24 protein-coding genes, 1 tRNA gene and 1 pseudogene are annotated in these 25952 nt (G+C 64.2%); 14 read left to right on the top strand and 12 right to left on the bottom strand.

All coding sequences use genetic code 11. The annotated features are described in order from the left end of the window. Window positions 1-2 precede the first annotated feature (2 nt). From PAM7066_RS00365 to PAM7066_RS00325, 9 genes and pseudogenes are all read left to right on the top strand, one after another. Window positions 3-377, top strand: a complete 375-nt coding sequence (locus PAM7066_RS00365; RefSeq protein ID WP_085852142.1) for a response regulator — start codon at window positions 3-5, stop codon at window positions 375-377. Further along, window positions 374-2320 (top strand): chemotaxis protein CheA, encoded by a 1947-nt coding sequence (locus PAM7066_RS00360; protein WP_085852141.1) that lies wholly within the window; start codon window positions 374-376, stop codon window positions 2318-2320. The genes PAM7066_RS00365 and PAM7066_RS00360 overlap by 4 nt, the downstream gene beginning before the upstream one ends. Beyond that, window positions 2320-2790, top strand: coding sequence for a chemotaxis protein CheW (locus tag PAM7066_RS00355; protein WP_085852140.1), 471 nt, complete (start codon window positions 2320-2322; stop codon window positions 2788-2790). The genes PAM7066_RS00360 and PAM7066_RS00355 overlap by 1 nt, the downstream gene beginning before the upstream one ends. A gap of 27 nt (window positions 2791-2817) precedes the next feature. After that, a complete protein-coding gene (locus tag PAM7066_RS00350; RefSeq protein ID WP_085852139.1) occupies window positions 2818-4995 on the top strand; it encodes a HAMP domain-containing methyl-accepting chemotaxis protein in 2178 nt (725 codons plus the stop codon). A gap of 2 nt (window positions 4996-4997) precedes the next feature. Beyond that, the gene (locus tag PAM7066_RS00345; protein ID WP_085852138.1) at window positions 4998-5525 is read left to right on the top strand and encodes a chemotaxis protein CheW; all 528 of its coding nucleotides are present in this window, start codon (window positions 4998-5000) and stop codon (window positions 5523-5525) included. A 182-nt stretch (window positions 5526-5707) separates the two neighbouring features. After that, on the top strand, window positions 5708-6559 hold the full coding sequence (locus PAM7066_RS00340; RefSeq protein ID WP_175484527.1) for a CheR family methyltransferase: 852 nt from the start codon (window positions 5708-5710) through the stop codon (window positions 6557-6559). Next, complete coding sequence (locus tag PAM7066_RS00335) at window positions 6559-7647, top strand: protein-glutamate methylesterase/protein-glutamine glutaminase (RefSeq protein WP_085852758.1); 1089 nt, start codon at window positions 6559-6561, stop codon at window positions 7645-7647. The genes PAM7066_RS00340 and PAM7066_RS00335 overlap by 1 nt, the downstream gene beginning before the upstream one ends. 256 nt (window positions 7648-7903) lie before the next feature. Continuing rightward, window positions 7904-9247: pseudogene (locus PAM7066_RS00330) on the top strand (IS5 family transposase). Window positions 9248-9728: 481 nt separating this feature from the next. After that, window positions 9729-10898 carry an HPP family protein gene (locus PAM7066_RS00325; protein ID WP_370738072.1) on the top strand — a complete coding sequence of 390 codons (1170 nt, stop codon included), beginning with the start codon at window positions 9729-9731 and terminating at the stop codon, window positions 10896-10898. A gap of 9 nt (window positions 10899-10907) precedes the next feature. On the opposite strand, the gene PAM7066_RS00320 is transcribed toward PAM7066_RS00325, so the two are convergent. From PAM7066_RS00320 to phnD, 5 genes are read right to left on the bottom strand one after another with little or no spacing between them, the layout of a single operon-like run. Next, entirely contained in the window at window positions 10908-11819 is a 912-nt protein-coding gene (locus tag PAM7066_RS00320; protein ID WP_217639902.1) for an HAD-IIA family hydrolase, read from the bottom strand. Beyond that, window positions 11816-12625 (bottom strand): phosphonate ABC transporter, permease protein PhnE, encoded by an 810-nt coding sequence (gene phnE, locus PAM7066_RS00315; protein WP_085852136.1) that lies wholly within the window; start codon window positions 12623-12625, stop codon window positions 11816-11818. The genes PAM7066_RS00320 and phnE (PAM7066_RS00315) overlap by 4 nt, the downstream gene beginning before the upstream one ends. Continuing rightward, the gene (gene phnE / locus PAM7066_RS00310) at window positions 12622-13416 is read right to left on the bottom strand and encodes a phosphonate ABC transporter, permease protein PhnE (protein ID WP_085852135.1); all 795 of its coding nucleotides are present in this window, start codon (window positions 13414-13416) and stop codon (window positions 12622-12624) included. Before phnE (PAM7066_RS00310) ends, phnE (PAM7066_RS00315) begins: the two co-directional genes overlap by 4 nt. Beyond that, window positions 13413-14189 (bottom strand): phosphonate ABC transporter ATP-binding protein, encoded by a 777-nt coding sequence (phnC, locus tag PAM7066_RS00305; RefSeq protein ID WP_085852134.1) that lies wholly within the window; start codon window positions 14187-14189, stop codon window positions 13413-13415. The genes phnE (PAM7066_RS00310) and phnC overlap by 4 nt, the downstream gene beginning before the upstream one ends. Window positions 14190-14238: 49 nt before the next feature. Next, entirely contained in the window at window positions 14239-15222 is a 984-nt protein-coding gene (gene phnD / locus PAM7066_RS00300; protein ID WP_175484526.1) for a phosphate/phosphite/phosphonate ABC transporter substrate-binding protein, read from the bottom strand. Between the two features lie 137 nt (window positions 15223-15359). Here phnD and PAM7066_RS00295 point away from each other — a divergent pair, with 137 nt between their 5' ends. Continuing rightward, window positions 15360-16148: a DeoR/GlpR family DNA-binding transcription regulator gene (locus tag PAM7066_RS00295; protein ID WP_085852133.1), complete on the top strand. Its 789-nt coding sequence runs from the start codon at window positions 15360-15362 to the stop codon at window positions 16146-16148. A gap of 104 nt (window positions 16149-16252) precedes the next feature. Next, window positions 16253-17491 (top strand): glycerophosphodiester phosphodiesterase family protein, encoded by a 1239-nt coding sequence (locus tag PAM7066_RS00290; RefSeq protein ID WP_085852132.1) that lies wholly within the window; start codon window positions 16253-16255, stop codon window positions 17489-17491. A gap of 16 nt (window positions 17492-17507) precedes the next feature. Here the strand turns inward: PAM7066_RS00290 and PAM7066_RS00285 are convergent, their stop codons facing one another. Further along, window positions 17508-18497, bottom strand: coding sequence for an SDR family oxidoreductase (locus PAM7066_RS00285; RefSeq protein ID WP_085852131.1), 990 nt, complete (start codon window positions 18495-18497; stop codon window positions 17508-17510). A gap of 54 nt (window positions 18498-18551) precedes the next feature. Here PAM7066_RS00285 and gntA point away from each other — a divergent pair, with 54 nt between their 5' ends. The 3 genes from gntA to PAM7066_RS00270 all read left to right on the top strand — a co-directional run bounded on the left by gntA (window position 18552) and on the right by PAM7066_RS00270 (window position 20569). Beyond that, window positions 18552-19391: a guanitoxin biosynthesis heme-dependent pre-guanitoxin N-hydroxylase GntA gene (gntA, locus tag PAM7066_RS00280; RefSeq protein ID WP_217639901.1), complete on the top strand. Its 840-nt coding sequence runs from the start codon at window positions 18552-18554 to the stop codon at window positions 19389-19391. Further along, the gene (locus tag PAM7066_RS00275) at window positions 19388-19990 is read left to right on the top strand and encodes a DUF1989 domain-containing protein (RefSeq protein ID WP_085852129.1); all 603 of its coding nucleotides are present in this window, start codon (window positions 19388-19390) and stop codon (window positions 19988-19990) included. Before gntA ends, PAM7066_RS00275 begins: the two co-directional genes overlap by 4 nt. Window positions 19991-20155: 165 nt before the next feature. Further along, a complete protein-coding gene (locus PAM7066_RS00270) occupies window positions 20156-20569 on the top strand; it encodes an MBL fold metallo-hydrolase (RefSeq protein ID WP_085852128.1) in 414 nt (137 codons plus the stop codon). A 239-nt stretch (window positions 20570-20808) separates the two neighbouring features. On the opposite strand, the gene PAM7066_RS00265 is transcribed toward PAM7066_RS00270, so the two are convergent. The 6 genes from PAM7066_RS00265 to PAM7066_RS00240 form a co-directional block, all read right to left on the bottom strand. Beyond that, on the bottom strand, window positions 20809-22008 hold the full coding sequence (locus tag PAM7066_RS00265) for an MFS transporter (protein ID WP_085852127.1): 1200 nt from the start codon (window positions 22006-22008) through the stop codon (window positions 20809-20811). Window positions 22009-22172: 164 nt separating this feature from the next. Further along, the gene (locus tag PAM7066_RS00260; RefSeq protein ID WP_175484525.1) at window positions 22173-23276 is read right to left on the bottom strand and encodes a sensor histidine kinase; all 1104 of its coding nucleotides are present in this window, start codon (window positions 23274-23276) and stop codon (window positions 22173-22175) included. A 207-nt stretch (window positions 23277-23483) separates the two neighbouring features. Further along, a tRNA-Arg gene (locus tag PAM7066_RS00255) sits at window positions 23484-23560 on the bottom strand. Window positions 23561-23644: 84 nt separating this feature from the next. Then, entirely contained in the window at window positions 23645-24865 is a 1221-nt protein-coding gene (locus PAM7066_RS00250; RefSeq protein ID WP_085852125.1) for a cysteine desulfurase, read from the bottom strand. A gap of 10 nt (window positions 24866-24875) precedes the next feature. Next, window positions 24876-25472 (bottom strand): YIP1 family protein, encoded by a 597-nt coding sequence (locus tag PAM7066_RS00245; RefSeq protein WP_085852124.1) that lies wholly within the window; start codon window positions 25470-25472, stop codon window positions 24876-24878. Further along, on the bottom strand, window positions 25469-25951 hold the full coding sequence (locus PAM7066_RS00240; RefSeq protein ID WP_085852123.1) for a YIP1 family protein: 483 nt from the start codon (window positions 25949-25951) through the stop codon (window positions 25469-25471). The genes PAM7066_RS00245 and PAM7066_RS00240 overlap by 4 nt, the downstream gene beginning before the upstream one ends. Between the last annotated feature and the right edge of the window lies 1 nt (window position 25952).

Below are 25952 nucleotides of genomic sequence, written 5' to 3'. Positions count from 1 at the left end.
CAATGTCGAAGACGATTCTCAGTGTCGACGATTCCAAGAGCATCCGCGACATGATCGGCTTCACGCTGCAGCCGAAGGGCTACGACGTGATCGGTGCGGGCGACGGGCTCGAAGGCATCGCTGCGCTCAAGGCGAACAAGGTCAATCTGGTCGTCTGCGACCTCAACATGCCCAACATGAACGGGCTCGAGATGGTTCGGAAGGTCCGTGAAGACCGTAGCTTCGATGGCATTCCTATCGTGATGCTGACGACCGAAGCACAGAAAGAGAAGATGCTCGCTGCCAAGGAGGCGGGGGCAGCCGGTTGGCTGGTGAAGCCTTTCGATGAGGCCAAGCTCGTCTCCGTCGTGAACAAGATGATCGGGGGCGCCCAGTGAACCCAGCGGCAGAATCCTTCGTCCAGGAATCACGGGACATTCTTGAGGATCTCGAGGGCATCGTTCTGGAGCTGGAAGCCGATCCCTCCGATCCCAAGCGCATCGACGCTGTGTTTCGGGCCCTGCACACGCTGAAGGGTTCCGGCGGGATGTTCGGTTTCGCAACCCTCGCGGCCTTCACTCACCACTTCGAGAGTGCCTACGAGCGCATCCGTGAAGGGAAGGCGGCGGTAACACCGGAATTGATCCAGTTGTCTCTGGCGTCACGAGACCATCTCGAGCGGATGCTCGACGCCGGACCGGACGAAGATGGCACTCCGGCAACGGATCCGGCAACTGCCGAACTCGTGGCCAAGATCGAGGCGATGGACAACTCGTCGGCCCCCGTCTCCGCCAAGGCGGCGAATTGCGCGTGCTTCACGATTACCTTCAAGCCGGAACCTACTGCCCTCAGGAACGGCATGCGGCCCGAGTTGCTGATCGCCGAACTCCAAGAATTGGGCGATGCTACCGTTTCGGTCTCGACCGTCGACGTTCCCTTGCTTCGCGACTTGGACCCGGCCGTTTGCCATTTGTCCTGGATGATCGAACTTGAGACTGCCGCAGATCGAGATGCGATCGATGATGTATTCATCTTTGCCTCGGATTGGCAGATCGACGTCCAGCAGGTGGAAGCCGGGACCGGATCCGATCTGCCCGCCCCGGCTTCGTCGCGGGCCGAATCCGTCGCCGACTCTTCCAAGTCGGACACCTCGGATGCCGCGCGCGGAGCGCAGAAGACTGATTCAGTACGCGTACCGTCGCATCGTCTCGACGAGTTGATGGACCAACTTGGCGAACTGGTGATCGCCCAGGCGCGGCTGAACCGCATCTCCACCGACCTCGGCGATGCCGGTCTGAGCAGTACTGCAGAAGAGATCGAACGGCTCGTCACCGGCCTCCGCGACGCCACGCTTTCGATCCGGATGCTGCCGATCGAACTGGTGTTCGGCAAGTTCCGGCGCGTTGTCCGCGACCTTTCGACGGAACTCGGCAAGGACGTTCAGCTCAGTACCCTCGGCGGTGAAACCGAAGTCGACAAGAACGTCATCGACAGCTTGACCGAGCCTCTGGTCCACATCATCCGAAATTCGATCGACCACGGCATCGAAAGCCCTGAAGAACGCCGTGCTGCCGGCAAAGCCGACCGAGCCACTGTCGCGATGCGTGCACGGCAGGCTGGCGGAGAGGTTCTCATCTCGGTCACCGATGACGGAAAGGGTCTGGACGCCGAAGCGATCCGCGCCCGTGGGATCGAACGTGGCTTGATCGCGGCCGACCAGGATATTTCCGAAGATCAACTCTTCGGTCTGATCTTCGAGCCGGGCTTCTCGACGGCAAAGGCGCTGTCGAGCGTTTCGGGTCGCGGCGTCGGCATGGATGCGGTACGCCGGGTCATCGACGACCTCCACGGGGCGGTCGAGGTGAAATCGGTGAAGGGACGCGGTACCGAAGTAACGCTGCGCCTGCCGCTGACCCTCGCCATCATCGACGGCCTTCTCGTCAAAGTTGCCGGCGGTCCGTTTGTCCTGCCGCTGTCAAACGTCGAGGAATGCGTGGAGCTTCCTTGCGATGAAAACGAGCGCCAGAGCGGACGCTCCATCCTGCGGATCCGCGACCAGCTGGTCCCGTTCCTCAGCCTCGACACGCTATTCGGCTTCGACCGGATCGAGAGCTCCGAGCGCCGGGTGGTCATCACCAGCGTCGAGGGGCGCCGCACCGGCCTCGTCGTCGACGAGGTGATCGGTCAATACCAGACCGTCATCAAGCCACTCAGCCTCTATCACCGAGGGATCGAGGGCCTCGCCGGCTCGACCATTCTCGGCGACGGCGCCGTGGCGCTGATTCTCGATGCCGCAGCTATCGTGCGCCGGGCCCAGAACGCCCTAAAGAGCGCCGCCTGATGGAGCCTCACATGACCGATTCCGCTGAGACCCAGATGGTTCTGACCTTCGCGCTCGACGGGGAGACATTCGCCATTCCCGTCGGCCACGTGGACGAGATCATCGACCCGCTGCCGATCACGCGCGCCCCGAACGCCGACGCCTTCGCGCCCGGCCTGATCAATGTGCGCGGCGCGATCGCCCCGTTCGTCGATCTGCGCCACCGCCTCGGCATGAGGCCCGCCGAGGTGCAGGAAGCAAGCCGCGTCCTGGTCCTTGACCTTGTGGTCGGCGGCGAAGCCACGAAAGTGGCCATGCTTGCCGACGACGTGGCCGACATAACCGAGACGGCGGTCGCCGATCTTGAAGCGGTTCCGGAATTGGGCGTCCGATGGCCGATCGATCTGATCCGAGGCGTCGCGAAGAAGGACGGTGCCTTGGTCATTGTCCTGGATGTCGACGCGGCTTTCGCGCCGCAGAACCTCCAATAAACGCTCAAAGGTAGAAAGCCGCCCCCAATGCGTATGACAATCAGAAGTAAGATGATCGCCACGTTTTTGGCGATCATCGCTGGACTCGGGGTCCTGAGTTACTCGGCCACAACGCGAATGAGCCAGCTCAATGAGCAGGTGATCACGATTGCTGACGAAATCGCCGTTGGACTTGCCGACACTCTCCGACTCCAGAGGGTTGCCGCTTCCTCTATGGAACTTGTGAGAGCTTACCTCGCTACGCCGTCACGCGAGCAAGCTGCGGAGTATATGGCGCTGATCGACAATCACTATTCGAATGCTGAAAAATACAAGTCTGAATTAAGCCGATCCGTCACCGAAGCCTCTACGCAAAACACCTTGGATGAGCTCGAGACCAATTGGTCGGAGTTCCGCGCCATAGAGGCCGAGATGCGTCCGCTCGCCATGGCGAAATCAGGTGTGGCATCGACAGAACTCAGCCTTAAAATACTGGAGCCTGGCCACGCCGATCTGATGCAGCGTTTAGACATGGCTATTGGCTCTGCCCGCGAGCGCATCGCCGCTACAGGCGGTGCGGACGCGAGCATAGTTGCGCTCGAAGCCGCACTGGACGGAGCGATGGACGAGGTGAGGACAATTCATGACTCCCACAAAAACATGCAGATTGCCAGGGATGCCTCTAATCGCGCGTTGGAAGCTGAGACGATCTCGGCAGGCATGGAAGAATTCGAAGCAAAGCTGGAAGCGGCCTCCTCGGCGGTGACACTTCGCGAACGGGAAGCGCTCACACCGATTTCGGCAGCATGGAGCACCTACCGCGAGACAATGACACAATTCATTCACCGCGCTGCACAGTCAACCGACACGAAAGGCGACGCTCTCATGGTCGAGCGCCTGGAGCCGACTTTCCTGGATATCGTCGCCCTGACCGAGGAGCTGCGAGATACGGCAACTGCTGCAATGACGGCCGGTCGGGCAAATGCCGCCAACGTTTATTCGCACGGCAAGCAGTTCACGATGATCGTTGCAGGGCTCGTGGGTGCCATCGCCATTGCGACGGCCGTCTGGCTTCCCACGACGATCAGTCGGGGTCTGACTCGTGCGGCAAACGTCGCCAAGGAAGTCGCGCGAGGTAATCTCGACGTAGACGCCGAGACCAAGAGCCGTGACGAAATCGGGCTTCTCCTCCGTGAACTGAACACGATGGTCAAGGACCTCAAGGGCATGAGCCGCTCAGCCCAGAAAATCGCCGGTGGTAATTTGAAGGCAGATGTCACCCCGCGTTCGAAGGACGACGTTCTGGGCATCGCGCTGCGCGACATGGTGCTGAAGCTTCGCGAGGTGATCACGAACGCTTCAGTCAGCGCGGCCTATGTCGCCGAAGGCGCATCAAGCATGTCCTCCACCGCCGAGCAGCTCTCGGCCGGTTCCACTCAGCAAGCCGCCGCTGCCGAACAGGCCTCGGCCTCGATCGAGGAGATGGCAGCCAATATTCGCCAGAACGCGGACAATGCCGGCCAGACAGAGAAGATTGCCAATCAGTCGGCCGACGACGCCCGGAAATCTGGTGAAACGGTCGGCAACGCGGTTCGCGCCATGAAGACAATCGCTGAGCGGATCAACATCATTCAGGAAATCGCGCGTCAAACCGACCTCCTGGCGCTGAACGCCGCCGTCGAAGCAGCACGTGCTGGTGCTCATGGCAAGGGGTTCGCGGTTGTTGCGTCCGAAGTCCGCAAGCTCGCCGAGCGCAGCCAGCAGGCTGCTGCCGAGATCAGCCAGCTGTCCGTCGAAACCGTCGAAGTTTCCGGCGAGGCCGGGCGGATGCTGGATACCCTGGTGCCGAACATCCAGCGCACCGCGGACTTGGTGCAGGAGATTTCGGCCTCGACCCGCGAGCAAAATGTCGGAGCCGAGCAGATCAACGAGGCGATCCGCGAGCTCGACAAGGTAATTCAGCAGAACGCCGCCGCTGCCGAGGCATCCGCAGCCACAAGCCAGGAACTGGCTGCCCAGTCGCAACAGTTGACTGGCGTGATCTCCTATTTCGAAGTGGATGTTTCGAAGGCGAAACCGAAGGCGAAGACGCCGCAGGTCGGGGTGGTTTCCGGCGGCAACACCAGTTCCGCCGCCAAGCGTCAATCCGATGCGGTCGAAGCGTTCGACCTTGATCTTGCGGCCGAGAACCTCTCGGACGAAAACTTCCAGCGTTACGCAGGGTGAACATGTTTGAAGAAGATGTCTACGACGCCGCATCCGAACAGGAGGAGGACGATCTGTCCTCCACCTACCTTACACTGGACCTGGCCGGGCAGATGTTGGGCATTGAGGTCCGATACGTTCGCGAGATCCTCGATCGGCAACGGATCACGCTACTGCCGAACGCACCTATGGAGGTGCTTGGCGTGGTTGACGTCAGGGGCCTCAGCGTCCCGATCCTCGACATCAAGTCGAAGCTCGCAATGTCGGGCGGGGATACGGGCGCGGACGCCCGCATCGTGGTGCTTGAGCTCGTGATCGACGGCGAGACCTGCACGCTGGGTATCGAGGCCGATCGGGTCCGCAATGTCGAGCAGATTGGGCGCGATGCGATCGAGCCGATTCCGAGCCGTGGGCTCCGGGGCTGGGACGCACGTGTCCTAGAAGGGCTCTATCGGCGGGACACGGACCTCGTGGTGCTGATCAACCTCGGCCGCCTACTGGGTGACACCGGAGCCGACCTCGATCTCTCGGCCGGCGCAGGCTTTTTTTAAGAGACTTTGCCGGCCGCATGGCCGGTGAATCCCCTCCGTCCTTGGCGTATCATCATCAAGCGACAGTTGGATTCGTCTGCCGCGCTGGATGTGCCAAAAGATCGGACGCGAATAATGACGCACCACCGGCATATCGATGGTGCCCGCACATTCCTTGGCGCTCATCAGGACCACATGAAATGATGCCTCTGCCGACCCTCCATGAACCGAGTGGCCTCCGTCTCGCCGACATCAAGCAGATCGCGTCGATGGCGCGTAGTGTCGTGGGAATCTCTATCGACGAGCGGAAGACCGACTTCCTCACCGGGCGTCTCGGCCGGCGGCTGATTGCAAACGGGCTGGAGACCTACGCCGAATACTGCAGCCTTCTCCAGGCAAATCCCGTCGAGCGCGTTCATTTCGCTGAGGCACTCACGACCCACACCACGAACTTCTTTCGCGAGAACAGTCAATACGAATGGCTAAAGGACGAAGGTTTGCCCACCTTCGCAGCGCCCGGTCGAGTTGGCGGGCGCGACCTCGTTATCTGGAGCGCCGCATGTTCGACCGGCCAAGAAGGGTACAGTGCCCTTATGGTCGTGCAGCAAGGGCGCGATCATGGGTCATGGCAGCTCATGCCGCGCCTGATCGGAACCGATATCTCGCGCCCAGTGATCAAACGTGCCGAGACGGCGATCTACGGAAAGCAAGAAATCGAGAGCATACCTCCGGAGGTGCGCAGGCGATTCCTCATGTCCTCGAAAACGGCGGAAGGAATTTATCGGATCGTACCCGAGCTCAGGTCGCGGGCGTCCTGGCGCCGGGCGAATTTGGCCACCGGCGAGGGACTCGATAGCATCAAGGCGGACATCGTCTTCCTGCGAAACGTCCTGATCTATTTCGACGACGAAATCCGTGCGCGCGTCATCGAGAATGTCATGAGCCGCCTGCGGCACGGCGGAATTCTGATGATGGGTCATACCGAAACTCTACGAACCCGGCCCGACGGACTCGAAGTCGTCCGGCCCTCGATTTATCGGAAGGTGGCACTGTGATCGGAAAGGCAAAAAAGCGCGTCCTGATCGTAGACGATAGCGCGGTCGTTCGTCAGACGCTCTCCGACATCATCTCGCGCCATCCCGGGCTCGAGGTCATGGCGACCGCCAACGATCCCTTCCAAGCGGCTGAGCGGCTCCGGCGCGAAATTCCCGATGTCATCGTCCTTGACGTCGAGATGCCCCGCATGGACGGCATCACGTTTCTGCGTCGCCTGATGGCTCAGCGGCCGCTCCCGGTCGTCATCTGCTCGACCCTCGTGGGGGAAGGCAGTCGGACTTTCCTCGCCGCGCTCGAGGCGGGCGCCGTCGATGTCATCCTGAAGCCGAACCTTGCGACGCGCAAATTCCTGGAGGAGTCGTCGATCCGGATCCAGGACGCTATCTTGGCCGCAGCACATGCCCGACTGGATCGCAGGCGTCAGATCCCGAACGAGGCTAAGCTCACCGCTGATGCAGTCCTGCCACCGGCGGGGCGGACCGCGATGGCGCAGACCACGCTCAAGGTAGTTGCGATCGGTGCGTCGACTGGCGGAACCGAGGCGCTCCGGGTGGTGCTTGAGGCATTACCGCCCACCGCTCCGCCAATTGTCGTTGTCCAGCACATGCCCGAAGCGTTCACCGCGAATTTCGCCCGACGCCTCGACGAGCTTTGCCAGATCACGGTCAAGGAGGCGCGCGACGGCGACAGTGTCCTCCCAGGTCACGCGCTGATCGCGCCTGGCGGAAAGCACATGCTTTTGACCCGTAGCGGCGCGAACTATAGGATCGAGGTGAAGGAAGGCCCGCTCGTCAATCGACACCGACCATCGGTCGATGTCTTGTTCCGATCCGTCAGCCGGGTTGCCGGCGCCAACGCAATCGGCGTGATCATGACCGGGATGGGAGACGACGGCGCCCGCGGTCTGAAGGAGATGCGTGACCGCGGCGCCCGCACCATCGGTCAGGATGAGGCGACCTCGGTGGTCTATGGTATGCCGGCGGAAGCGAAGAAGCATGGGGCGGTCGAAACCGAAGCCGCCCTTACCGCCATACCCGAAGCGATCATGAGGGCTGTGAATCATGCGGCGTCCAGAATCAAAGCATAGGTAACGAGACGCGCAAAAGCGAGCTTTGTCAGAAGCTGTGGTACTTCCTGAAGCAGTTATCTGAGATATCTCGAGTAGATGAAGAACCCTCAGACATCGCAAAAGTGGGGGTATAACAACGGTTTAGAAATTAAGTGGTTCGCCCTGAACAACCCCTAAGCGACTGAATTTGCGTTCTGATCCGGTGAAATCGCTAGCGTGGAAACGCAGGCTTTCGTAAGCTGTGTCTTGAAACCTTGCGATTTCCGGAGCCGTGATGAAGCCTCGTCCCCGCGCTGAAGAGCAGGACGACCTCCTGCGTTCCCGCCTGACCGCATGATCGATCTGCGACACGAGCTGGCGAAACTGGCGGAGCTGATCGACTGGGAGTTCTTCGAGCGGGAGTGGGCCGGGTTTTTCCCGTCCTTCGTGGGACGGCCAGCGACACCGCCGCGGCTTATCGCGAGGCTCCTCTACCTCCAGCACGCCTTCGACCTGTCGGACGAGGCCGTGGTCGCACGCTGGGTGGAGAACCCGTATTATCAGCACTTCTGCGGCGAGACGTTCTTCCAGCACCGCGCCCGATCGACCCATCTCGCTCACCCGCTGGCGCAAGCGCATCGGTGAAGAGGACGTGGAGTGGCTGCTGACCAAGACCATCGAAGCTGGCCGCGCCTCGGATACGGTGAAAGACAAGAGCCTGGAGCGGGTGTCGGTCGACACGACGGTCATGGAAAAGAACATCGCGCACCCCACCGACGCCCGGCTCTACGAGTAGGCGCGGCAGAAGCTGGTAGCGCTTGCCGCCGAGGCCGGGCTCGGGCTGCGCCAGAGCGACGCGCGCCTGGCGCCGCCGTTGGCGATAAAGGTTGGGCGCTACGCCCACGCTCGCCAGTTCAAGCGAATGCGCAAGGCGCTGCGGACGCTGAAGGGCTACACGGGCCGCGTCATGCGCGACCTGCGCCGCCAGCTCGACAACGTGCCGGCAGGGCCGCTACGGGAGCGTGTCCTCGACATGCTGGTTCTGACCTCCCGGCTGCTGCGGCAGCAGCCGAAGGACAAGGGCAAGATCTTCAGCCTGCACGAGCCGGAGGTGGACTGCATCTCCAAGGGAAAGGCGCGGATGCGCTATGAGTTCGGCACCAAGGTCAGTGTCGCCGCTACCATCGACGAGGGCTTCATCGTCGGCATGCGGGCGCTGCCCGGCAACCCCTACGACGGCCATACCCTCGCCGAGGCCCTGGAGCAGGTCGAGGTGCTGACGGACCGCCGGCTCAACCTCGCAGTCGTTGATCCCGGCTATCGCGGACACGCCGTCGAGACGACGCGGGTGCTGATCAGCGGCACACGGAAAGGGATGACGCCAACACTGATCAAGCTCCTGCGTCGCCGCAGCGCCATCGAGCCGGAGATCGGCCATATGAAGACCGACGGGCGGCTGACGCGCCGTCCGCTCAAGGGCACCACCGGCGACGCGCTCTTCGCCGTCCTCTGCGCCTGCGGCCACAACATCCGCAAGTTCCTCGCTCACCTCAGAGCCCTTTTGGCGCTCCTGATCGGAGCCCTTCTCAGCGCGTTCACAGCGGGCCGCCCTCACGGAAACCGAGCTGTCGCCGCCTGATCGGATTGTTCAGGGCGGACTAAGTGTCGCGCCCCAAGCGACGCTAGGCTGAGCAACGGGGCAGCGTGGCGCGCGGGTCCTGATGAGGTGCCCATGGAATCAGGGCTCAGCCGTGCAGAACATGCACAGCCGCTTCTGCGGGTATTCTGCGGCGAAGACGGCGAGGTCTTGGTCGTGCGTATTGCGTTCCATGGGGATGATACCCTCGGCGCCATGCGCGACTCGATGTCTTCGAGGATCGGGATTCCAATGTCGAGAACCGCGACGGATCCGCCTGGCGAGTTGCTCTCGGCACGGGACTCTCGAAGGCCTGCCGTAGAGCCGAAATATGTCTCCGGTTTGAGGAAGAGATATATTCGGAGGCGACGCTTCCAGCGGAAGGGCCCTCCTAGGCGGATAGTGCAGGAAAGCCGTACCCTTGGAAAAGTGCTCTCGGACGGGTGAAACCGACGTTGCCACCCGGCATACCTCCTGAAACTCGTTGCCCACACGAAATCTGAAAGCACTCGTCCTGCAAAATCTCAGCTCATTCGGTCCGGCGGTTGCGCGAAGTTCGCCGCTGGAAGCCCTTCGCGCGGGGCTCGGGGCCTTCGTCGGCCTTGGGCTCGCCGGCCTGTTCATCCTGGCGCCGTCGGTGGACCTCGCTCTCGGTCTCTATCTCGTTGCGCCGTTCGGTGCGACGTCGGTCCTGTTGTTCGCGGTTCCGAACAGCCCTCTCGCGCAGCCGTGGTCCGCGATCGTCGGCAACATCCTCGCCGGCCTCGTCGGGGTTGCCGTCAGCATGGTGGTGGCGGAACCGACGCTGCGCATCGCGCTGGCCGTCGGTCTTGCGATCGCCGTGACCATCCTGTGCCGCGCCCTGCATCCGCCGGCCGGCGCCGTCGCCATGACCGCAGCCATGAGCCCGGATACCGTGCAGGAACTCGGCTTTCTCTTCGCGATCGTTCCGATCGGCGTCGGCACGCTGGTTCTGGTTCTGGTCGCTATGGCCTATGGGCGCCTGACCGGGCGGCACTACCCGTTCCGGCAGTTCGACGACCCCAGCCGGCATGGCACGGGGGATCGCGAACCGATGGAACGGCTGGGGCTATCCGAGGCCGAGCTGACCGACATCCTCGAGCGCTATCGCCAATCCTTCAATCTTGGCGTCGAGGATCTGTCCCGTCTGATCGGAGCGGCCGAGATGCAGGCCGCGACGCATCGTACGGGCCCCACGACAGCGGCCGACGTCATGTCGCACAGTCTTGTCACCGTCACAGCCGACACGCCCCTGACCCAAATCGCCGATCTTTTCAGGCGGCACCGGTTCACCGCCTTACCCGTCGTCGGGGACGATGACCGTTTCTTCGGCGTCATCTTCCAGATGCATCTGATCGATCGCGCCCGCGAGGACGCGCTGCGCCTGAACCGCGGCTTCGGCGCGGCGATGCGACGGCTGCTCGACCGCGAGAGGGACCGGCCCGTCCGCGCGACGGACATCATGAGTGTTGCCGGCCCCCGCGCCACCCCGCAGACTCCCCTGTCGGTGCTGCTTCCCCTGATGGCGGATGGCGACGTCGACGCGGTTCCCGTTCTGACCCGGGGGCGCATTGTCGGCATCGTCACGCGGACCGACCTGATCAGCGCCCTCGCCCGACGGAGCCTGCAATAGGGGCGGTCCTCAGATGTGGTCGACCACGAAATCAGGGGCAATGGCGGCGGCGGCGATGGACGTCGTGACGTCCAGCCCCATCAACGCTCCATGCCCTGTCACCAGCGCCGTGGCGAAGCCGGCCTGCGCGCCGCCCAGGATGTCGGTGTGCAGGGTGTCGCCCACCATCAGCACGCGCCTGGGGTCGATTTCGGGCGCGCGGCGCCGGACAGCGAGGTCGAAGATCTCGGGAAACGGTTTGCCCAGGAAGCGGGGCGTGACCCCCGTTGCATCGGAAAGGCGGTGCGCAAACCAACCGGGCTCACGTGTGAGTCCGCCTTCGCGCGGAGCAACGAGGTCCGGGTTTCCGACGAGGACGGGGCGCGGGTGGCGCCGCAGGGCGGTCTCGAGCAGCGATTGACGCGCATCGGTCCATCCATCCGCGCCGATCAGCAGAAAGCCGTCGGCGCGGTCGTAGTCGGCAGGATCGTCCTGCAGGTAGATGGGATCGAAGGAGGCGATCTCACCCGCATCGATCTCGGGGTTCAGCATCACCGCCCATGCGCGCGGTGGTTCCGATGCCAGCTGCCAAATCAGGGCGTCGCGGCTGGTGATGACCTCGTCGGGGGCAAAATCGAACCCGAGCCGGCGCCACCGGGACATCATGTGATCCTTGGAATAGCCGGCGGAGTTGGACACGACGGCCACCAGCTTGCCGGACGCGCGCAGCGCCGCTACGCGCGCCGCTGCTCCGGGAATGGCCGTTTCGCCCACGTTCAGCACGCCGTAGGCGTCGAACAGGATCAGGTCGAACCCGTCCGCCACCTCGGAAAACTCAGCCTTCACCCAGGACGAGCCGCCCCCAGCCCCGGGCAAGCGATGGCGCACCCGTTGGTAGGCGGCGAGTGCATCGGCTGGCGTGATCGTCGCCTGCGCCGTCACAGGATGCGGCGTCGCAGGAAGGCCGAGATGATCTCGCCCAGGATGACCAGCGCGAGGATCGCCAGGAGGACCGTCGCCGCCTCGGGCCAGTTGAACGTGTCGATCGCACCTTGAAGGATGATGCCGATGCCCCCTGCCCCGACGAGGCCGAGCACGGTCGACTCGCGCAGGTTGATGTCCCACCTAAGGATCGACACGGCCCAGAATGTCGGCATGACCTGGGGCACTATGGCATAGACGATGACCTTGAAGCGCGAAGCGCCCGTGGCCTCCAGCGCCTCGACCGGGCGCTTGTCGATCTCTTCGATGGCCTCGCCCAGAAGCTTGCCGATGAAGCCGACCGACCGGAACATGATCGCCACGATGCCCGCGACGACACCTGGGCCGAAGATCGCGACGAACAGAAGCGCCCAGATGATCGTGTTGACCGAGCGCGAAGTCACCAGGATCAGCCGTCCGATCCACAGGGTTGCCCGGTTGGGCGTCGTGTTCTGCGCCGCAAGATACGCGACCGGCAGCGACAGGATCACGGCGAAGGCGGTGGCGAAGGTGGCGATGTTCACCGTGTCCCACAGGACTTTGAGGATAACGCCAAGGTTCGTCGCGTCAGGCGGATACATCCGCCCGAACAGGTCGCCCATCTGCGCCGGTGCGCCCCAGACCCATGGCCAGACGACCTCGATCGAACCGAGCGCCCAGGCGATGACGGCGGCACAGGCGGCCATGGTTCCCCAACGGCGGAACTTCTGCTTCGGCGTATGGCGCGACCATTCATCCCGGCCGAACTGTTCCGAGATCGAGCTCATTGGATGCGCTTTCTGATCATGCCCGAGACGCCTTCGGACAGAAGGATGACGGCGACGATGACGATGGTGATGGCCAGCGCGAAATCATAGTCGTAGCGGCCGAAGGCGTTCGCCAGAGTCGCGCCGATGCCCCCTGCCCCGACGATGCCGACGACAGCCGAGGCTCGCAGATTCGAGTCCAGTTGGTAGATCGTCAGGCCGATCTGGCGCGGCATGATCTGAGGGAAAATCGCGTAGATCAGGGTCGAGAAATAGGGCGCACCGGCGGCGCGCATCGCCTCGACCTGTCCGAAGTCGATCTCTTCGATGCGCTCGGCCAGCATCTTGGCGACGAAGCCGATGGAATAGACGATCAGCGTCAACACCCCGGCGAAAGGCCCGAAACCTACCGCCTTCACGAAGATGATCGCCACGATGACCGGATGGAAACTGCGCGCCACGATGATGAGCGACCGCCCGAGGTAGAAGATCGGCAGCGGCGCGATGTTGCGCGCGGCCATGAAGGCGATCGGGATCGACAGGACGACGCCCCCCGCGGTGGCGAGGACCGCGATCTTGAGACTTTCGAGGAACCCGTCGATCAGAAGCCCGCTGCGCGCGAAGCTGGGGGGGAAGGCACCGCCGAAGATGCGCCCGGCCCTCTCGATCCCCTCGACCACGCGGTTCCAGTCGATCGGCAAGGTGAACGCGACCCAGCCGAAATAGACAATTGCGCCCAAGTAGACCGCCCAGCGCAGGATCGGATTGGCGATGAAGGGCGGCCTGTGCCACGTGTCGCGCGTTTCGCTCATGACGCTTCCCGCATCGGTTCGGAGCGGTCGGCATGGGGGCTGCCGGAATAGATCTCGTCCATCGCCGTCTGGTCGAGCGCGGCGGGCTTGTCGTCGAAGATGATCCGCCCGTAGCGCATCCCCACGATGCGATCGGTGTATTCCTTGGCCTCGGCAACGTTGTGGATGTTGATCAGGACGGGCAGCTTCAGCTCCCCGGCCAGATCGCGCAGCAGGCCCATGATCTGTTCCGAGGTCTTGGGGTCGAGGGAGGCCGTCGGCTCGTCCGCCAGCAGGATGTCGGGCCCTTGCATCAGCGCCCGGACCACGCCGACACGCTGGCGTTCACCGCCAGAAAGCTGGTCGGCGCGCGTGTTGGCGTAATGCGCGATGCCCACCCGCTCCATCAGTTCATAGGCGCGGCGGATATCCTCTTTCGGATAGCGGCGCGTGACGGCGGCCCAGGTCGAGATGTAGCCGAGCCGGCCGGACTGGACGTTCTCCATCACGGTCAGCCGGTCGACGAGGTTGAAGCCCTGGAACACCATCCCGATCTTGCGGCGCGCCGCGCGCAAGGAGCGGCCGCGCAGGCGCGTCAGCTCGACCCCGTTCAACTCGACAGAGCCCGAGGTCGGCTCGACCAGCCGGTTGATGCAGCGCAGCAGCGTCGACTTGCCGGCTCCGGACGAGCCGATGATCGACACGACGCTCTCGCCCTCGATCGTCAGGTCGAGGTTCTTCAGGACCGGGTCGCCGCCGCCGTAGCGCTTCACGAGGTCGGTAATTTTCAGCATGGGATCGCCTTCGATGAGGGACCGGCGCGAACGCCGGCCCCGTGTGATGTCACTCGGCCGCGAGACCCTGCGGCGTGTACTCGACGCCATTCGCCTGCTGGATCTGCCGGATCACCGCCCACTGGTCCTCGTAGGTGATGGGGATGAACTTCGTGACCCCGGCGAATTCCTCGCCCAGCGCCGTGCCTTCGAAGTCGAAGCTGAAGAACGCTTCCTCGATCTTGTCCTTCAACTCGGGCGCCAAGTCGTGCGCATAGGTGTAGGAGGTCGTCGGGAACGGCTCGCTTTCCCACACGATGCGGACGTCCTCGGCATCGTAGAGACCGCGCTCGGCCATGCGGTCGACCACTTCGGACGCGACGGGTGCCGCATCGTAGTCGCCGGCAACGACGCCCAGCATCGACTGGTCGTGGCTGCCCGAATAGGTCACTTCGTAATCCTCGTCCGGCACCACGCCAAGGTCCGGGAACAGCGCGCGGGGCGCCTGGTTGCCCGAGTTCGACGTCGGCGAGGTGTGCGCGACCCGCTTGCCGGCAAGGTCCGACATCTCCTGGATGTCGCTGTCCGCCTGCGTGTATACCTGCAGCGTGTAGCCGAAGCGGCCGTCATCGCTGCCCATCAGCGCGAAGGGCACGGCACCGGCGAGGTTCACCGCGAAGGGCGTCGGCCCGGTCGAGAAGCCCGCGATGTGCAGGCGGCCCGAGCGCATCGCCTCGACCTGGGCCGAGTTCGACTGCACGGCGAAGAACTGCACGTCCTTGCCCGTCACCTCTTCGAGGTGGTCGATGAAGGGCGTCCAGATATCCTCGTAGATCGCGGGGTCTTCGACGGGCGTGTAGGCGAAAACGAGGGTGCCGGGATCGCGCAGCGCGCTTTCATCCTCGGGCGCGTCGGCAACCAGGTTGCCGTCGGCATCGCAATACATCGGGTCGAGCGCGCCGCGGTTCTCGCAGTCATCCTGCGCCCAGGCGGCGCTGCTCGCAAAGACGAGGGCCGCCGCTATGGCGGTCCCCGAGATCAATTCGGTTCGCATGGTATTTCTCCCTGTTCAGCCGCGTTGACCACGGCTCCTCCTACGCTCAAGTCAGCACTAAAGCTTGGGATTTGCAACATTCGTGTTACAAAACCCCACGTAAATGCCAAATAAATCCGGATGAAGTCGAACCTCAGATGACCGAAGCCAGCTTGAAGCGCCGCCTGAAGAAGGGAGAGAGACGCGAGCAGATCCTGCTCGAACTGCGCCTCGCGCCGCACGTTCGGGTCACCGATCTGGCCGAGCGTCTGGGTGTCACGACCGAGACCATCCGGCGCGACATCGACGAGTTGGGGAGCGCCGGTCTTCTCGACCGATCCTTCGGGGGCGCGTCGGCCCGCGCGCCGGGCGCCTATCAGGGCCTGACGGAACGCAGCCGGGAACGGGTCGAGGAACGTCGGCGGCTCGCGGCGCATGCAGCCGCGCAGGTGGATGCCGGCGCCTCCCTGATGATCGACGCAGGGTCGACCACCGTCGAGTTCGCCCGCGCCCTCGCCACCACGGGGTGGAGCGCGACGGTCGTGACGAACAGCCTCCAGGTCGCGACGATCCTCGGCAGCGTCTCGGGCACTAGGGTGGTCTTGGCGCCAGGGGAATATCGCAACGGCGAGGCAGCCGTCGTCGGCGCCGAAACCTGCGAGTTCCTGGCCCGCTTCAACGTCGACGCCTGCTACCTGGGCGCCGCGGGGCTCAGCGGGATCGGCGCGACGGAAGTCGTCGATGGCTTCGCGGCGATAAAGCGGACGATGCGGGCGCAGGCCCACAGCGTCAATTTCCTCATCGACTCGCGCAAGTTCGGCCGTACGCACCTGCTGACCGTCGCCACGCCCGCCGAGGTTTGCCACCTGTTCACCGACGCGCCCCCCGACGACGAGCTTGCAGCCGTGCTACGGGACGCAGGCACGATGATCTCCACCCCGGGCTAGGCCTTTCACAGTTGGATTTGCGACGCTCGCGGAACTGTGAGAACGTCGGACACCGCCCGAGGAGCCGCGCGCAACCGGCAGTGGGCGGCAACGGGAGGATTACGATGAAGCGACTCGTACTTATCACCGCCGCCCTCGCTCCGGCGCTGGCCTTCGCCCAGGAACAGAGCCCGCAACCTGACGCCGCAATGAGCTACGGGCAGCGGCCCTACTACCTCATCGACAAGATGGAGGACGGCCCCCTCAAGGAGAAGCTGACCTCCTGCATGGCTCAGACGCCCGCACGGACCGACTTCTCTGTCGGTCACCGAGGCGCGCCGCTCATGTTCCCTGAACATACGGTGCAATCGAACATGGCCGCCGCGCGACAGGGTGCAGGCATCCTCGAATGCGACGTGACCTTCACGGCCGACAAGGAACTGGTCTGCCGCCACGCGCAGAACGACCTGCACACGACGACGGACATCCTCGTCACCGATCTTGCCGAGAACTGCACGCAGCCCTTCACCGCCGCCACGCCCGAAGGCGGTGCCACGGCCGAGTGCCGGACCTCGGACATCACGCTGGCCGAGTTCCGCACGCTCACGCCCAAGATGGACGCGGCCGATCCCACGGCTTCGACCCCCGAGGAATACCTTGGCGGCACCGCGCCCTGGCGCACTGAACTCTATACCGACGGCGCAGAGTTGATGACCCACGCCGAGTCGATCGAGCTGTTCCGCTCGCTCGGCGCGAAGTTCACGCCCGAACTCAAGGCCCCCTCGGTCGAGATGCCCTTCGACGGCTTCAGCCAGGAGGACTACGCCCAGAAGCTGATCGACGAGTACAAGGATGCAGGCGTTCCGGCCTCGGACGTCTGGGCACAATCCTTCGACCTGCAGGACGTGCTCTACTGGATCGAGAACGAGCCCGAATTCGGCGCGCAGGCCGTCTATCTCGACGACCGCGACGCAGTGCCCGAAGGAGACGGCGGACTCATCGACCCGAACGATCCCGCAACGTTCGAGCCTTCGATGCAGGAGCTTGCCGACATGGGCGTGAACTACATCGCGCCGCCGCTGTGGATGCTGGTGACTCTCGACGACGCGGGCGAGATGGTACCCTCGGCATATGCCGAAGCCGCGAACGAGGCGGGGCTGAATATCATCACCTGGACGCTCGAGCGGTCCGGCCCGCTTGCGAATGGCGGCGGCTGGTACTTCCAGTCGGTCGAGGAGGCCATCGACTCCGACGCCGACTACTTCAACGTCCTCGACGTCCTGGCGCAGGATGTGGGCGTTGCGGGCGTCTTCTCGGACTGGCCGGCGACCGTGACCTACTACGCCAACTGCCACGGCCTCTGAGCCCCTACAGGTGGGGCTAGCGCGGGCGCCGCGACGACGCCCAGGCCAACGCGCCCAGACAGACGGCCGCTCCGGCGGCCGTCAACGCGATCTTGTTGATGCGGTGTGCATCGGGGACGCCCTTCTGCTGGCGCCACCCACCGCTCGGGAGCGTTCCGTCCGGCACCGTGCGCATCACGGCGCCCTCTATCATCGGCCCGACATCTGCCCTGCTCAGCGCGCCCCGCACCACCCGACCGATGAGATGTTCGGTGACCTTCGGCGCCAGACCATAGCTGCGCTGCGCCGCGCGGGACGGCCAACCGACCGGCACCTCGTCACGCGGCTGCAGGGCCACCCCCACGATCGCGTCCGCCACGGTCTCGGGTGCATAAAGGTAGGCGCCCGGATTGATGCGACGGCCCGAGAGGTTCGCGCCATGGGTAAGGCCGGGCGTATCGACGACAGCAGGAAAGACCCCGCAGACATGGATGTCCTGGAAGTCCTCCAGCTCCTGCCGAAGGCTGGCCGCGAAGCCGCGCAGCCCGAACTTGCTTGCGGTGTAGGCCGCGGCAAAGGGCGTCGGCGCCCATGCGCCGATCGAGACGGTGTTGATGATCGTACCACGACGCTGGCGCAGGAAGATCGGGAGCACCGCGTGCGCGCCATGCATCGCTCCCATAAGGTTCACCTCGACCACCTGGCGGTGCATGGCGAGAGGAACGTCCTGATAGGCACCGATCGCCCCGACGCCGGCATTGTTCACCCAGATGTCGATGCCGCCGAAGGCCTCCATCGCCGCTTGCGCCAAGGCCTCCACGGCCTCGGGGTCGGTGACGTCGGTCTCGACGGCCACGGCCTGTCCACCGCGACGCTCACAATCCCGCGCCACCTCTTCGAGCACATCTGCCCGGCGGGCGGCAAGAACGACGCGCGCTCCCAGATCGGCGAAGGCGAGCGCCGCCGCGCGGCCGATGCCGCTGGACGCGCCGGTGATGACGACGGAAGCTCCTGAAAGAGTGGTCATTGAAGCGTCTCCTTTGACACCAGGTTGCGCTATCGAGGCACCGTTGCTCCCGCCGTGGCGGCGCCGATGCAGCACCGGGGAAACGAGACCGGCAGCGAATGGTTGCAGTGCTTGTCTGCTCGGTTCGAACCGGCCGACGTCCCGGTCCAGCAGGAACCTTCCTTACGGGATTCCGTTCTGGCTGCAGTTTCGAACTGTAACAGGTGTAGCCGTATGCTCGTCGACAAGGACACTGCGCTGGATGCGCGCGAGGATTTTCTGGCAACGATCGCCGACAAGACCTTCCCCTGCGTGGGCGCGAAGTCCGCAATGGCACGTGGAATGCTGAAGACCGTGGTCTGCCGGTCCCTTGAGGGCGCAAAGGAAGACACGAGGATCCACTCGGAACTGCTCGAATGGGTCGCGGCCCATCGCGAAGATCCCGAAGGTCTGCGCAGCCTCGCTGTCATCTTCGAAGGACCGCGAGAGCTCGACGAGAAAGAGTTCGAGGTCGCCATGTGGGAGCGCCTGCAAGCGCTGGCCAACATAGACGAGCGCCGCGACCAACCCTACGACCGCAGCGTCAGCCCGGATCCCGAAGACCCCCATTTCTCGCTCAGCTTCGGCGGGGCGGCCTTCTTCGTGATCGGGTTACATCCCAACGCGTCACGGCCGGCCCGGCGCATGCCGCGCCCGACCCTGATCTTCAACTTGCACGATCAGTTCGAACGCCTGCGCGAGGAAGGTCGCTACGAGCGCATGCGCGAAACGATCCTCAACCGCGACGTCGCCATCGCCGGAAGCGTCAACCCCATGCTCGCGCGCTACGGCGAAGAAAGCGAGGCGCGGCAGTATAGCGGCCGGGTCGTCGGCAAGAACTGGCGCTGCCCGTTCCATGATCCGAGGACCGCATGACCGTCACGCAAATCGAGCCGCGTAGCGGGGTCGCATTCAGGTTGCACGAAGGTCAGACCCTGCGGGTCATCGACCCGAAGGGTACGCAGGTGTCGGACCTGCTGGCATACAGCGCCGCGGATGTGCGCGAGGTGATCTCGAACGGGCGGACCTTCGACTACGAAGAGACGATCGCGCTCACGACCGGCAACCGCTTATGGTCGAACCGGTCGCAGCCGATGCTGTCGATCGTCGAGGACACTGCCGGACGACATGATTTCCTGCTGACGCCGTGCAGCGAGGCGACCTTTCGCCATTTCTACCCTGACCAGCCCGTCCATCGCGGCTGCTTCGGAAACCTGGCCGAGGCGCTGGAGCCATATGGGGTGGAGCCGGACATGATCCCGTGCGCATTCAACCTTTTCATGAACGTCCCCGTTGCGGCCGACGGGAATCTGCAGGTGGACCCGCCGACCAGCCGACCCGGAGACTACATCCGGCTCCGGGCCGAGATGGACCTGATCATCGGGCTGACGGCGTGCTCGGCCTATGCGTCCAATGGGGGAAGCTTCAAACCCATTCAATACGAGGTCGAGACCGAGGCCGCGCACCTGTCCTGAAGCTAGGTGCCGCGGGGGCCGGCCCGTCATGACCGGAACGCCGGCATGAAACGGGCGTTGAGCGACTGCCTTCAGGCGGATGCATTTGCACAAGTCGGAGGGAATGGCGTGTCCGACGAACGCGTCCACGAGGTCGCGCCCGACCTCGCATATTGACGCCTCGGCATCGTCAAGATCGCCCACTACGGGCGGCATGGCACGGACTGGGTGCTCATCGACGCCAGCGTGTTCGGCACCATGGGCAAGATCGTCAGGGCTGCCGAAGAGCGGTTCGGCAAGGATGCCTGCCCGTCGGTCACTGTCCTAACGCGTGGCCATTTCGACCATGTCGGTGTGCTGAAGGATCTCGTCGAGCTATGGGACGTGCCCGTTTACGTCGAGTTGGAACGGTCGTATCTCGAACGGCAGCGCCTCTTGCCCGCCGCCCGGTCCGAGTGTCTGGGGCTCAGGCGCCATCAACATCAGGTAGTTCGCCGTGACGTCGGTGTCCTGGCGCCGATCTTTTTCCAGGCCGCGTGGTTCCCCCTTCGTCGATCGCATTGGACTCGTCGTACCGGACCAGTGCATCGGGCTCGCTGATCGTGGATCCGTCGCACCATTGGTCGAAACGCTGCGGCCCAGAGCGGCGCGTTACCCTCAACCCGATCCCGGGATCGTCGCGGCGATTTTCCATCAGGTGCACCACCTCGTGTCCGTTCAGAAGGAGGTTGTCGGTGATAATGCGCCGGTGCACCGCCACCAGACGGCCTCAGAGAACATCGTCGCGAGCCGCCGGGACTGGACGAGTTCGAGATGTTCGACGCTGCACTGCTACAGCTCTACCTTACGTCGTCAATTCTTGGAAGGAACCAGGCCATCAGCCCTCCCAACGGCAGGAAGGCGCATATCCTGTAGACGGTCTCGACCCCGTAGCTGTCGGCCAGCAGCCCCAGGAACGCCGCCGAGATGCCGGCGAGGCCGAAATTCAGCCCGTAGAACAAACCCCCGATCAACCCGATCCGGTTGGGCAGAAGGTCCATCGCGTAGATGAGGATCGAGGCGAAGGCGCTGGCCATGATGACGTTGATCATGATCGTCAGGACGCCGGTCCAGAACAGGTCGACATAGGGCAGGATCAGGGTCAGCGGCAGCGGCCCCAGGATCGAGATCCAGATGATCCGGTAGCGGCCGATGCGATCGCCGACGATCCCGCCGATCAACACGCCGATCGCTGCGGCCAGCAGGAACAAGAAGAGCATCATCTGCGACGCAGGGATGGACAGGTCGAACCGCTCGATCAGATAGAAGGTGTAGAAGGACCGGAAACTCTCGTTGTAGGTGTTCTTCGTGAACATCAGGAAGGTCAGCACGAGAAGCCCGATGACGATGGTCGCCTGCGAATGCTGCACCGTCTGGGTGCCGGTCTGGCTCCGGGCGCGGAGCGCCGCGAATTCGGCGCCGATCTGGCTCTGCTTGCTGCCGATCCACGTGAGAAGCATCATCGCCATGAGCGCGGCGACGGCGAACCAGGCAAGGCTCGGCTGTCCCCAGGGCACGATGAGCAGCGCCGCCAGCGCCGGCCCGAGCGCTCCACCCGCCTGTCCGCCCACCTGGAAGATGCCCTGGGCCAGTCCCTGCCGGCTTCCGGCCGCATAGCGTGCCGTTCGTGTCGCTTCGGGGTGAAAGATCGAAGAGCCGATGCCGATCAGCGTGACCGAGACCAGAATGACCGGATAGCTATGCGCAAAGGCCAGGCTGACCAGCCCCGAGAGCGTGAACATCATCCCGACCACCGGCGAATACGGGGCCGGGTGCCGGTCGGTCACCAAACCCACCACCGGCTGGAGCATCGCCCCCGCGATCTGGAAGGTCAGGGTGATCATCCCGATCTGCGCGAAATCCAGCGCGTATGCGTCCTTCAGGATCGGATAGACGGCCGGGATCAACGACTGCATCAGGTCGTTCAGCAGATGCGCCAGTCCGAGGATTGCCAGCACCGCCAGGTGGGTTCCGGTTCCGGAATGGGTCGCGGTCGCCATGTGTGTTCCAGCTTTTCGCAGTTGTGGCTATGGCGAAGAAGTCGCGGCAGGTTGCTCTTCGCCGAGGCGCGGGGTCAAGGGCGACCGTCCGCCGCCAGACGACCGCGCAGGCAGCTGGCGCGCCCCGACAAGCCTCGCCGGCGAGGCCAGGTGCGGCCGCGCTGCTACGTCTCGTGCCGCTGGAACGTCAGATGATACCTCAGGCCGCCGGGTTCGTAGACAAGCTCAGCCGACCCGTTGAGTTCATGTGCAACGACATCTTTGAGCAGCCGGGTTCCGAAGCCCTTCCGTTCCGGCGGGCTGATCTCGGGTCCGTCGGATTCCTGCCATGTCATCGTGACGCTACCACCCGCGTCATCCACCTGCCAATCGAGATGCACCCGACCGGCGGCGACACTGAGCGCCCCGTGCTTGGCCGCGTTCGTCGCCAGTTCGTGCAGCGCGAGCCCGAACATGCGCGCCCGCCTCGCCGGCAGGCCGAGTGACGCACCCTCGATCGTGATCTTCTCGACGTCGTCCTGCCTATAAGGCGCGAGCACCTCTTCCGCGAGCGCCACCAGATCCGCCCGCTCTTCGCCGCTGTCGAACACGAGGCTTTCGGCGGTCGATAGCGCCTGCAAGCGGCGCATGAAGGCCTCGCGGAACGCCTCGGCCGTTCGGTCCTTCGTCGATGTCTGCGATGCGAGTGCCTGGATGAGACCGAGGAGGTTCTTGACCCGGTGTCCGAGCTCTCGCGCAAGAACGCCTTGTTCGCGGGCCGAGCGCTTCAGCTCGTCGTGCACCCGGAGCCGCTCGATCGCGGCGGCGATCAGGTTGGCGTAGTTGCGCAGGAACGCAACGTCATCCTCGCCGAAATTCCGCTGCTCGCGCGCGTCGACCTCCAGGACACCGAAGGCGGCCCGCTCGCCGGCGATGATCACGTTCACCATGCTCTGGACGCCGTGGCGGCGCAGGACGTCCGGAATCTCGAAGCGGTCTTCCGTATCGAGATCCGGCGACACGACGGGCTGGTCGGCCCTGAGCGCATAACCTCCGGGCGATTTCTCGTGATCGCCGAACCTTTCGTGGCCCACGACCCCGGGTTCCCAGTTGACCCCGCTGCGCAACAGCATCTCGCCCTGCTCGGGCAAATGCTCGAGAACCTTCACGAGCGGCACGTCCATCGCTTCGGAAACGAGCTCGGAAGCCCGGGTCAGCAGCTTGTCGATGTCGTCGCACTGAAATGCGAAGAGGCCGAAATCGGCGAGCGCCGAACGCTGCAGCCTCAACTGCTCTTGCGATGTCCGTGCCTGAAAATCCGTCACTCGCAATCCTCTCGCGTCCCGGTTTCGCCAAGACGCCACGAGTCAAATGTGGGAAAGCCCTTTCACCCAGCGTCGCCGCCTAGCATGGGGCCTTGATCCGGCCGCCGCAAGGGCACCCCAAATCGCTGCCTTCACGGGGTCGGCGTCTGCCGTTCGATCATCTTGGCATGTTGGCGGACCCAAGAGGATTCGAACCTCTGGCCTCTGCCTTCGGAGGGCAGCGCTCTATCCAGCTGAGCTATGGGTCCGTGCGCCGCCTCGTTTAGCCGCATCCGCACCGCTTCACAACCGCAAAACCGCGCGGATGCCTGGCCTTGCCACATGCGTCCCGGTCAGGCGAAAAGCTCGTGGCAAAGCTCGAGGGCGTCGATGAAGACGTCGACCTCGGCACGGGTGTTGTAGAGGCCGAAGGACGCGCGGCAGGTCGCGCTCAGGCCCAGATGGTCCATCAACGGCCCGGCGCAGTGATGCCCCGCGCGCACGGCGACGCCCTTCTTGTCGAGCACGGTCGAGATGTCATGCGCATGTGCGGACCCTTCGAGCGTGAAGGAGAAGATCGCCCCCTTCCCCGGCGCGTCGCCCTGTACGTTCAGCCAGTTCAGCCCGGCCAATCGCTCGCGCGCATAGTCGCGGAGGTCGGCCTCGTGCGCGGCGATGGCCTCCATCCCGAGGTTCTCCATGTAATCCAGCGCAGCGCCGAGCCCGATCTGGGCGACGATGCCGGGGGTGCCGGCCTCGAACTTCATCGGCGGGTCGTTCCATGTGATCTCGTCCCGGTGCACCTCGCGGATCATGTCGCCGCCCCCCATGAAGGGGCGCATCTCGGCCATGCGCTCGGGACGGATGTAGATCGCGCCGGATCCCGACGGACCGTAAAGCTTGTGCCCGGTGATCGCGTAGAAGTCGCAGCCGATCGCCTCGACATCGACGTTCAGGTGCACCGCCCCCTGCGATCCATCCACCAGAACCGGCACGCCCTGGTCACGCGCCCCTCGGCAGATCGCGGCCACATCGACGACCGTGCCCAGCACGTTCGACATCTGCGTGACGGCGATCAGCTTCGTGCGCTCTGTCACCGCTTCGAGCACCTTCTCGGCCGGCAGCGAACCGTCTGCATCAGGCTCGACCCAGACCAGCTTTACCCCCTGCCGTTCGCGCAGGAAGTGCCAGGGCACGATGTTGGCGTGATGCTCCATGACCGACAGGATGATCTCGTCGCCGGCTTCCATCCGTGGCATCGCCCATCCGTAGGCGATCAGGTTGATCCCCTCGGTCGTGCCCGTGTTCATCACGATCGAGTTCTCGGACGCGGCGCCCAGGAAGCGCGCGATCTTGCCGCGAACGGCTTCGTAGGCTTCGGTCGACAGATTGGACAACGTGTGCAGCCCGCGATGGACGTTCGAATACTCCTCGCCATAGGCGCGCCGGATCGTGTCCAGCACGACCTGCGGCTTCTGCGCCGAAGCGCCATTGTCGAGATAGACCAGCGGCTTGCCGTTCACTTCGCGGCCGAGGATCGGAAAATCTCCGCGGATTTTCTGGACGTCGTACATGGATGCCTCCTTACCGGGGGACCGTGACCCCAAGCAGGGTGAGGATGAAAGAGAGACCGAGAGCCACACCCATCATCACGAAGAAGATCATCGCAAAGACGCGGGCCTGGCTCTCGAAGCCGTGAAGCTCGGCCACGAAGGCGGTCAGAAGGTACAGGAACAGGATCAGTCCGCCGATCAGGATCAGCCCGGCGATACCCGGCAGTGTGAACAGGAACAGGGTCTGGACGATCTGAAGGCAGATCATGACGAATTGCAGCCAGGTGACCGCAAGGATGGCGTCTTCGATGCGGCCGTGACCGCCCATGGCTCGCCCGATCCTGTCGATCAGCAGCACGGACAGGGCGAGGATGAACAATTGGATGGCCCCGAAGGCGAAGGGGCTGAGGAATTGCGGCGCATCCGGTCCCTCGCCTGAGAAGGCCACGAGCACGAGATTGCCTGTCTCGGCGAGGATCACCGAGATGACGACCACCAGCAGCAAGGCCTCCCACAGGGCCTGCCGCGGGAGGTCGAGACTGCGCAGGGCCGCGAAGGTCGGGCGAGGCGCGCGGAGCGTCTCGGTCGCCAGGCGCACGAGGGTGCCGGGGTTGAGGGACGGTCTCATCCCCGCTCCACCGCGTAGAGCGAGGCGCCCCAGATCCCGAGGAACGCGAGCAGCGCGACGATTCCGACGGCATCCAGCGCCGGGCCGGGTCCGACGAAGCCGGCGACGAGGCCCCAGAACAGCCAGAGCGGCGAGGCCGCCAGAAGCGCCCAGAACAGCGCCATCCGCGCCTCGGTATAGCTGCCCTGCCCGCCCATGAGACGCGCTGCGAAATGGGTGAGCCCCGCCAGTCCGTACAGGGCCAGCGGGACGATGAAGATCCAGGCAAGCAGCGCACCGGCCAGCATCGGCTGAAGCTCCTGCCCCGTCAGATGCGCCTCGCGGCTCAGGCGCGGCCATTGCGCCACGAAGATCAGGAAGCAGGCAAGGAACACCGTCACGAGCGCACGCGCCTCGGCCCGTTCATGCGAACCGAGCCGGCGGCGGACGATCTTGCCCGGCCGCCGGTAGGACGCCACGATATCGCTGGCAATCGCCACG

This window comes from Palleronia marisminoris (genome assembly GCF_900172315.1).
GTDB classification, from domain to species: domain Bacteria; phylum Pseudomonadota; class Alphaproteobacteria; order Rhodobacterales; family Rhodobacteraceae; genus Palleronia; species Palleronia marisminoris.
This window is presented reverse-complemented; position numbering and strand designations above follow the sequence as displayed.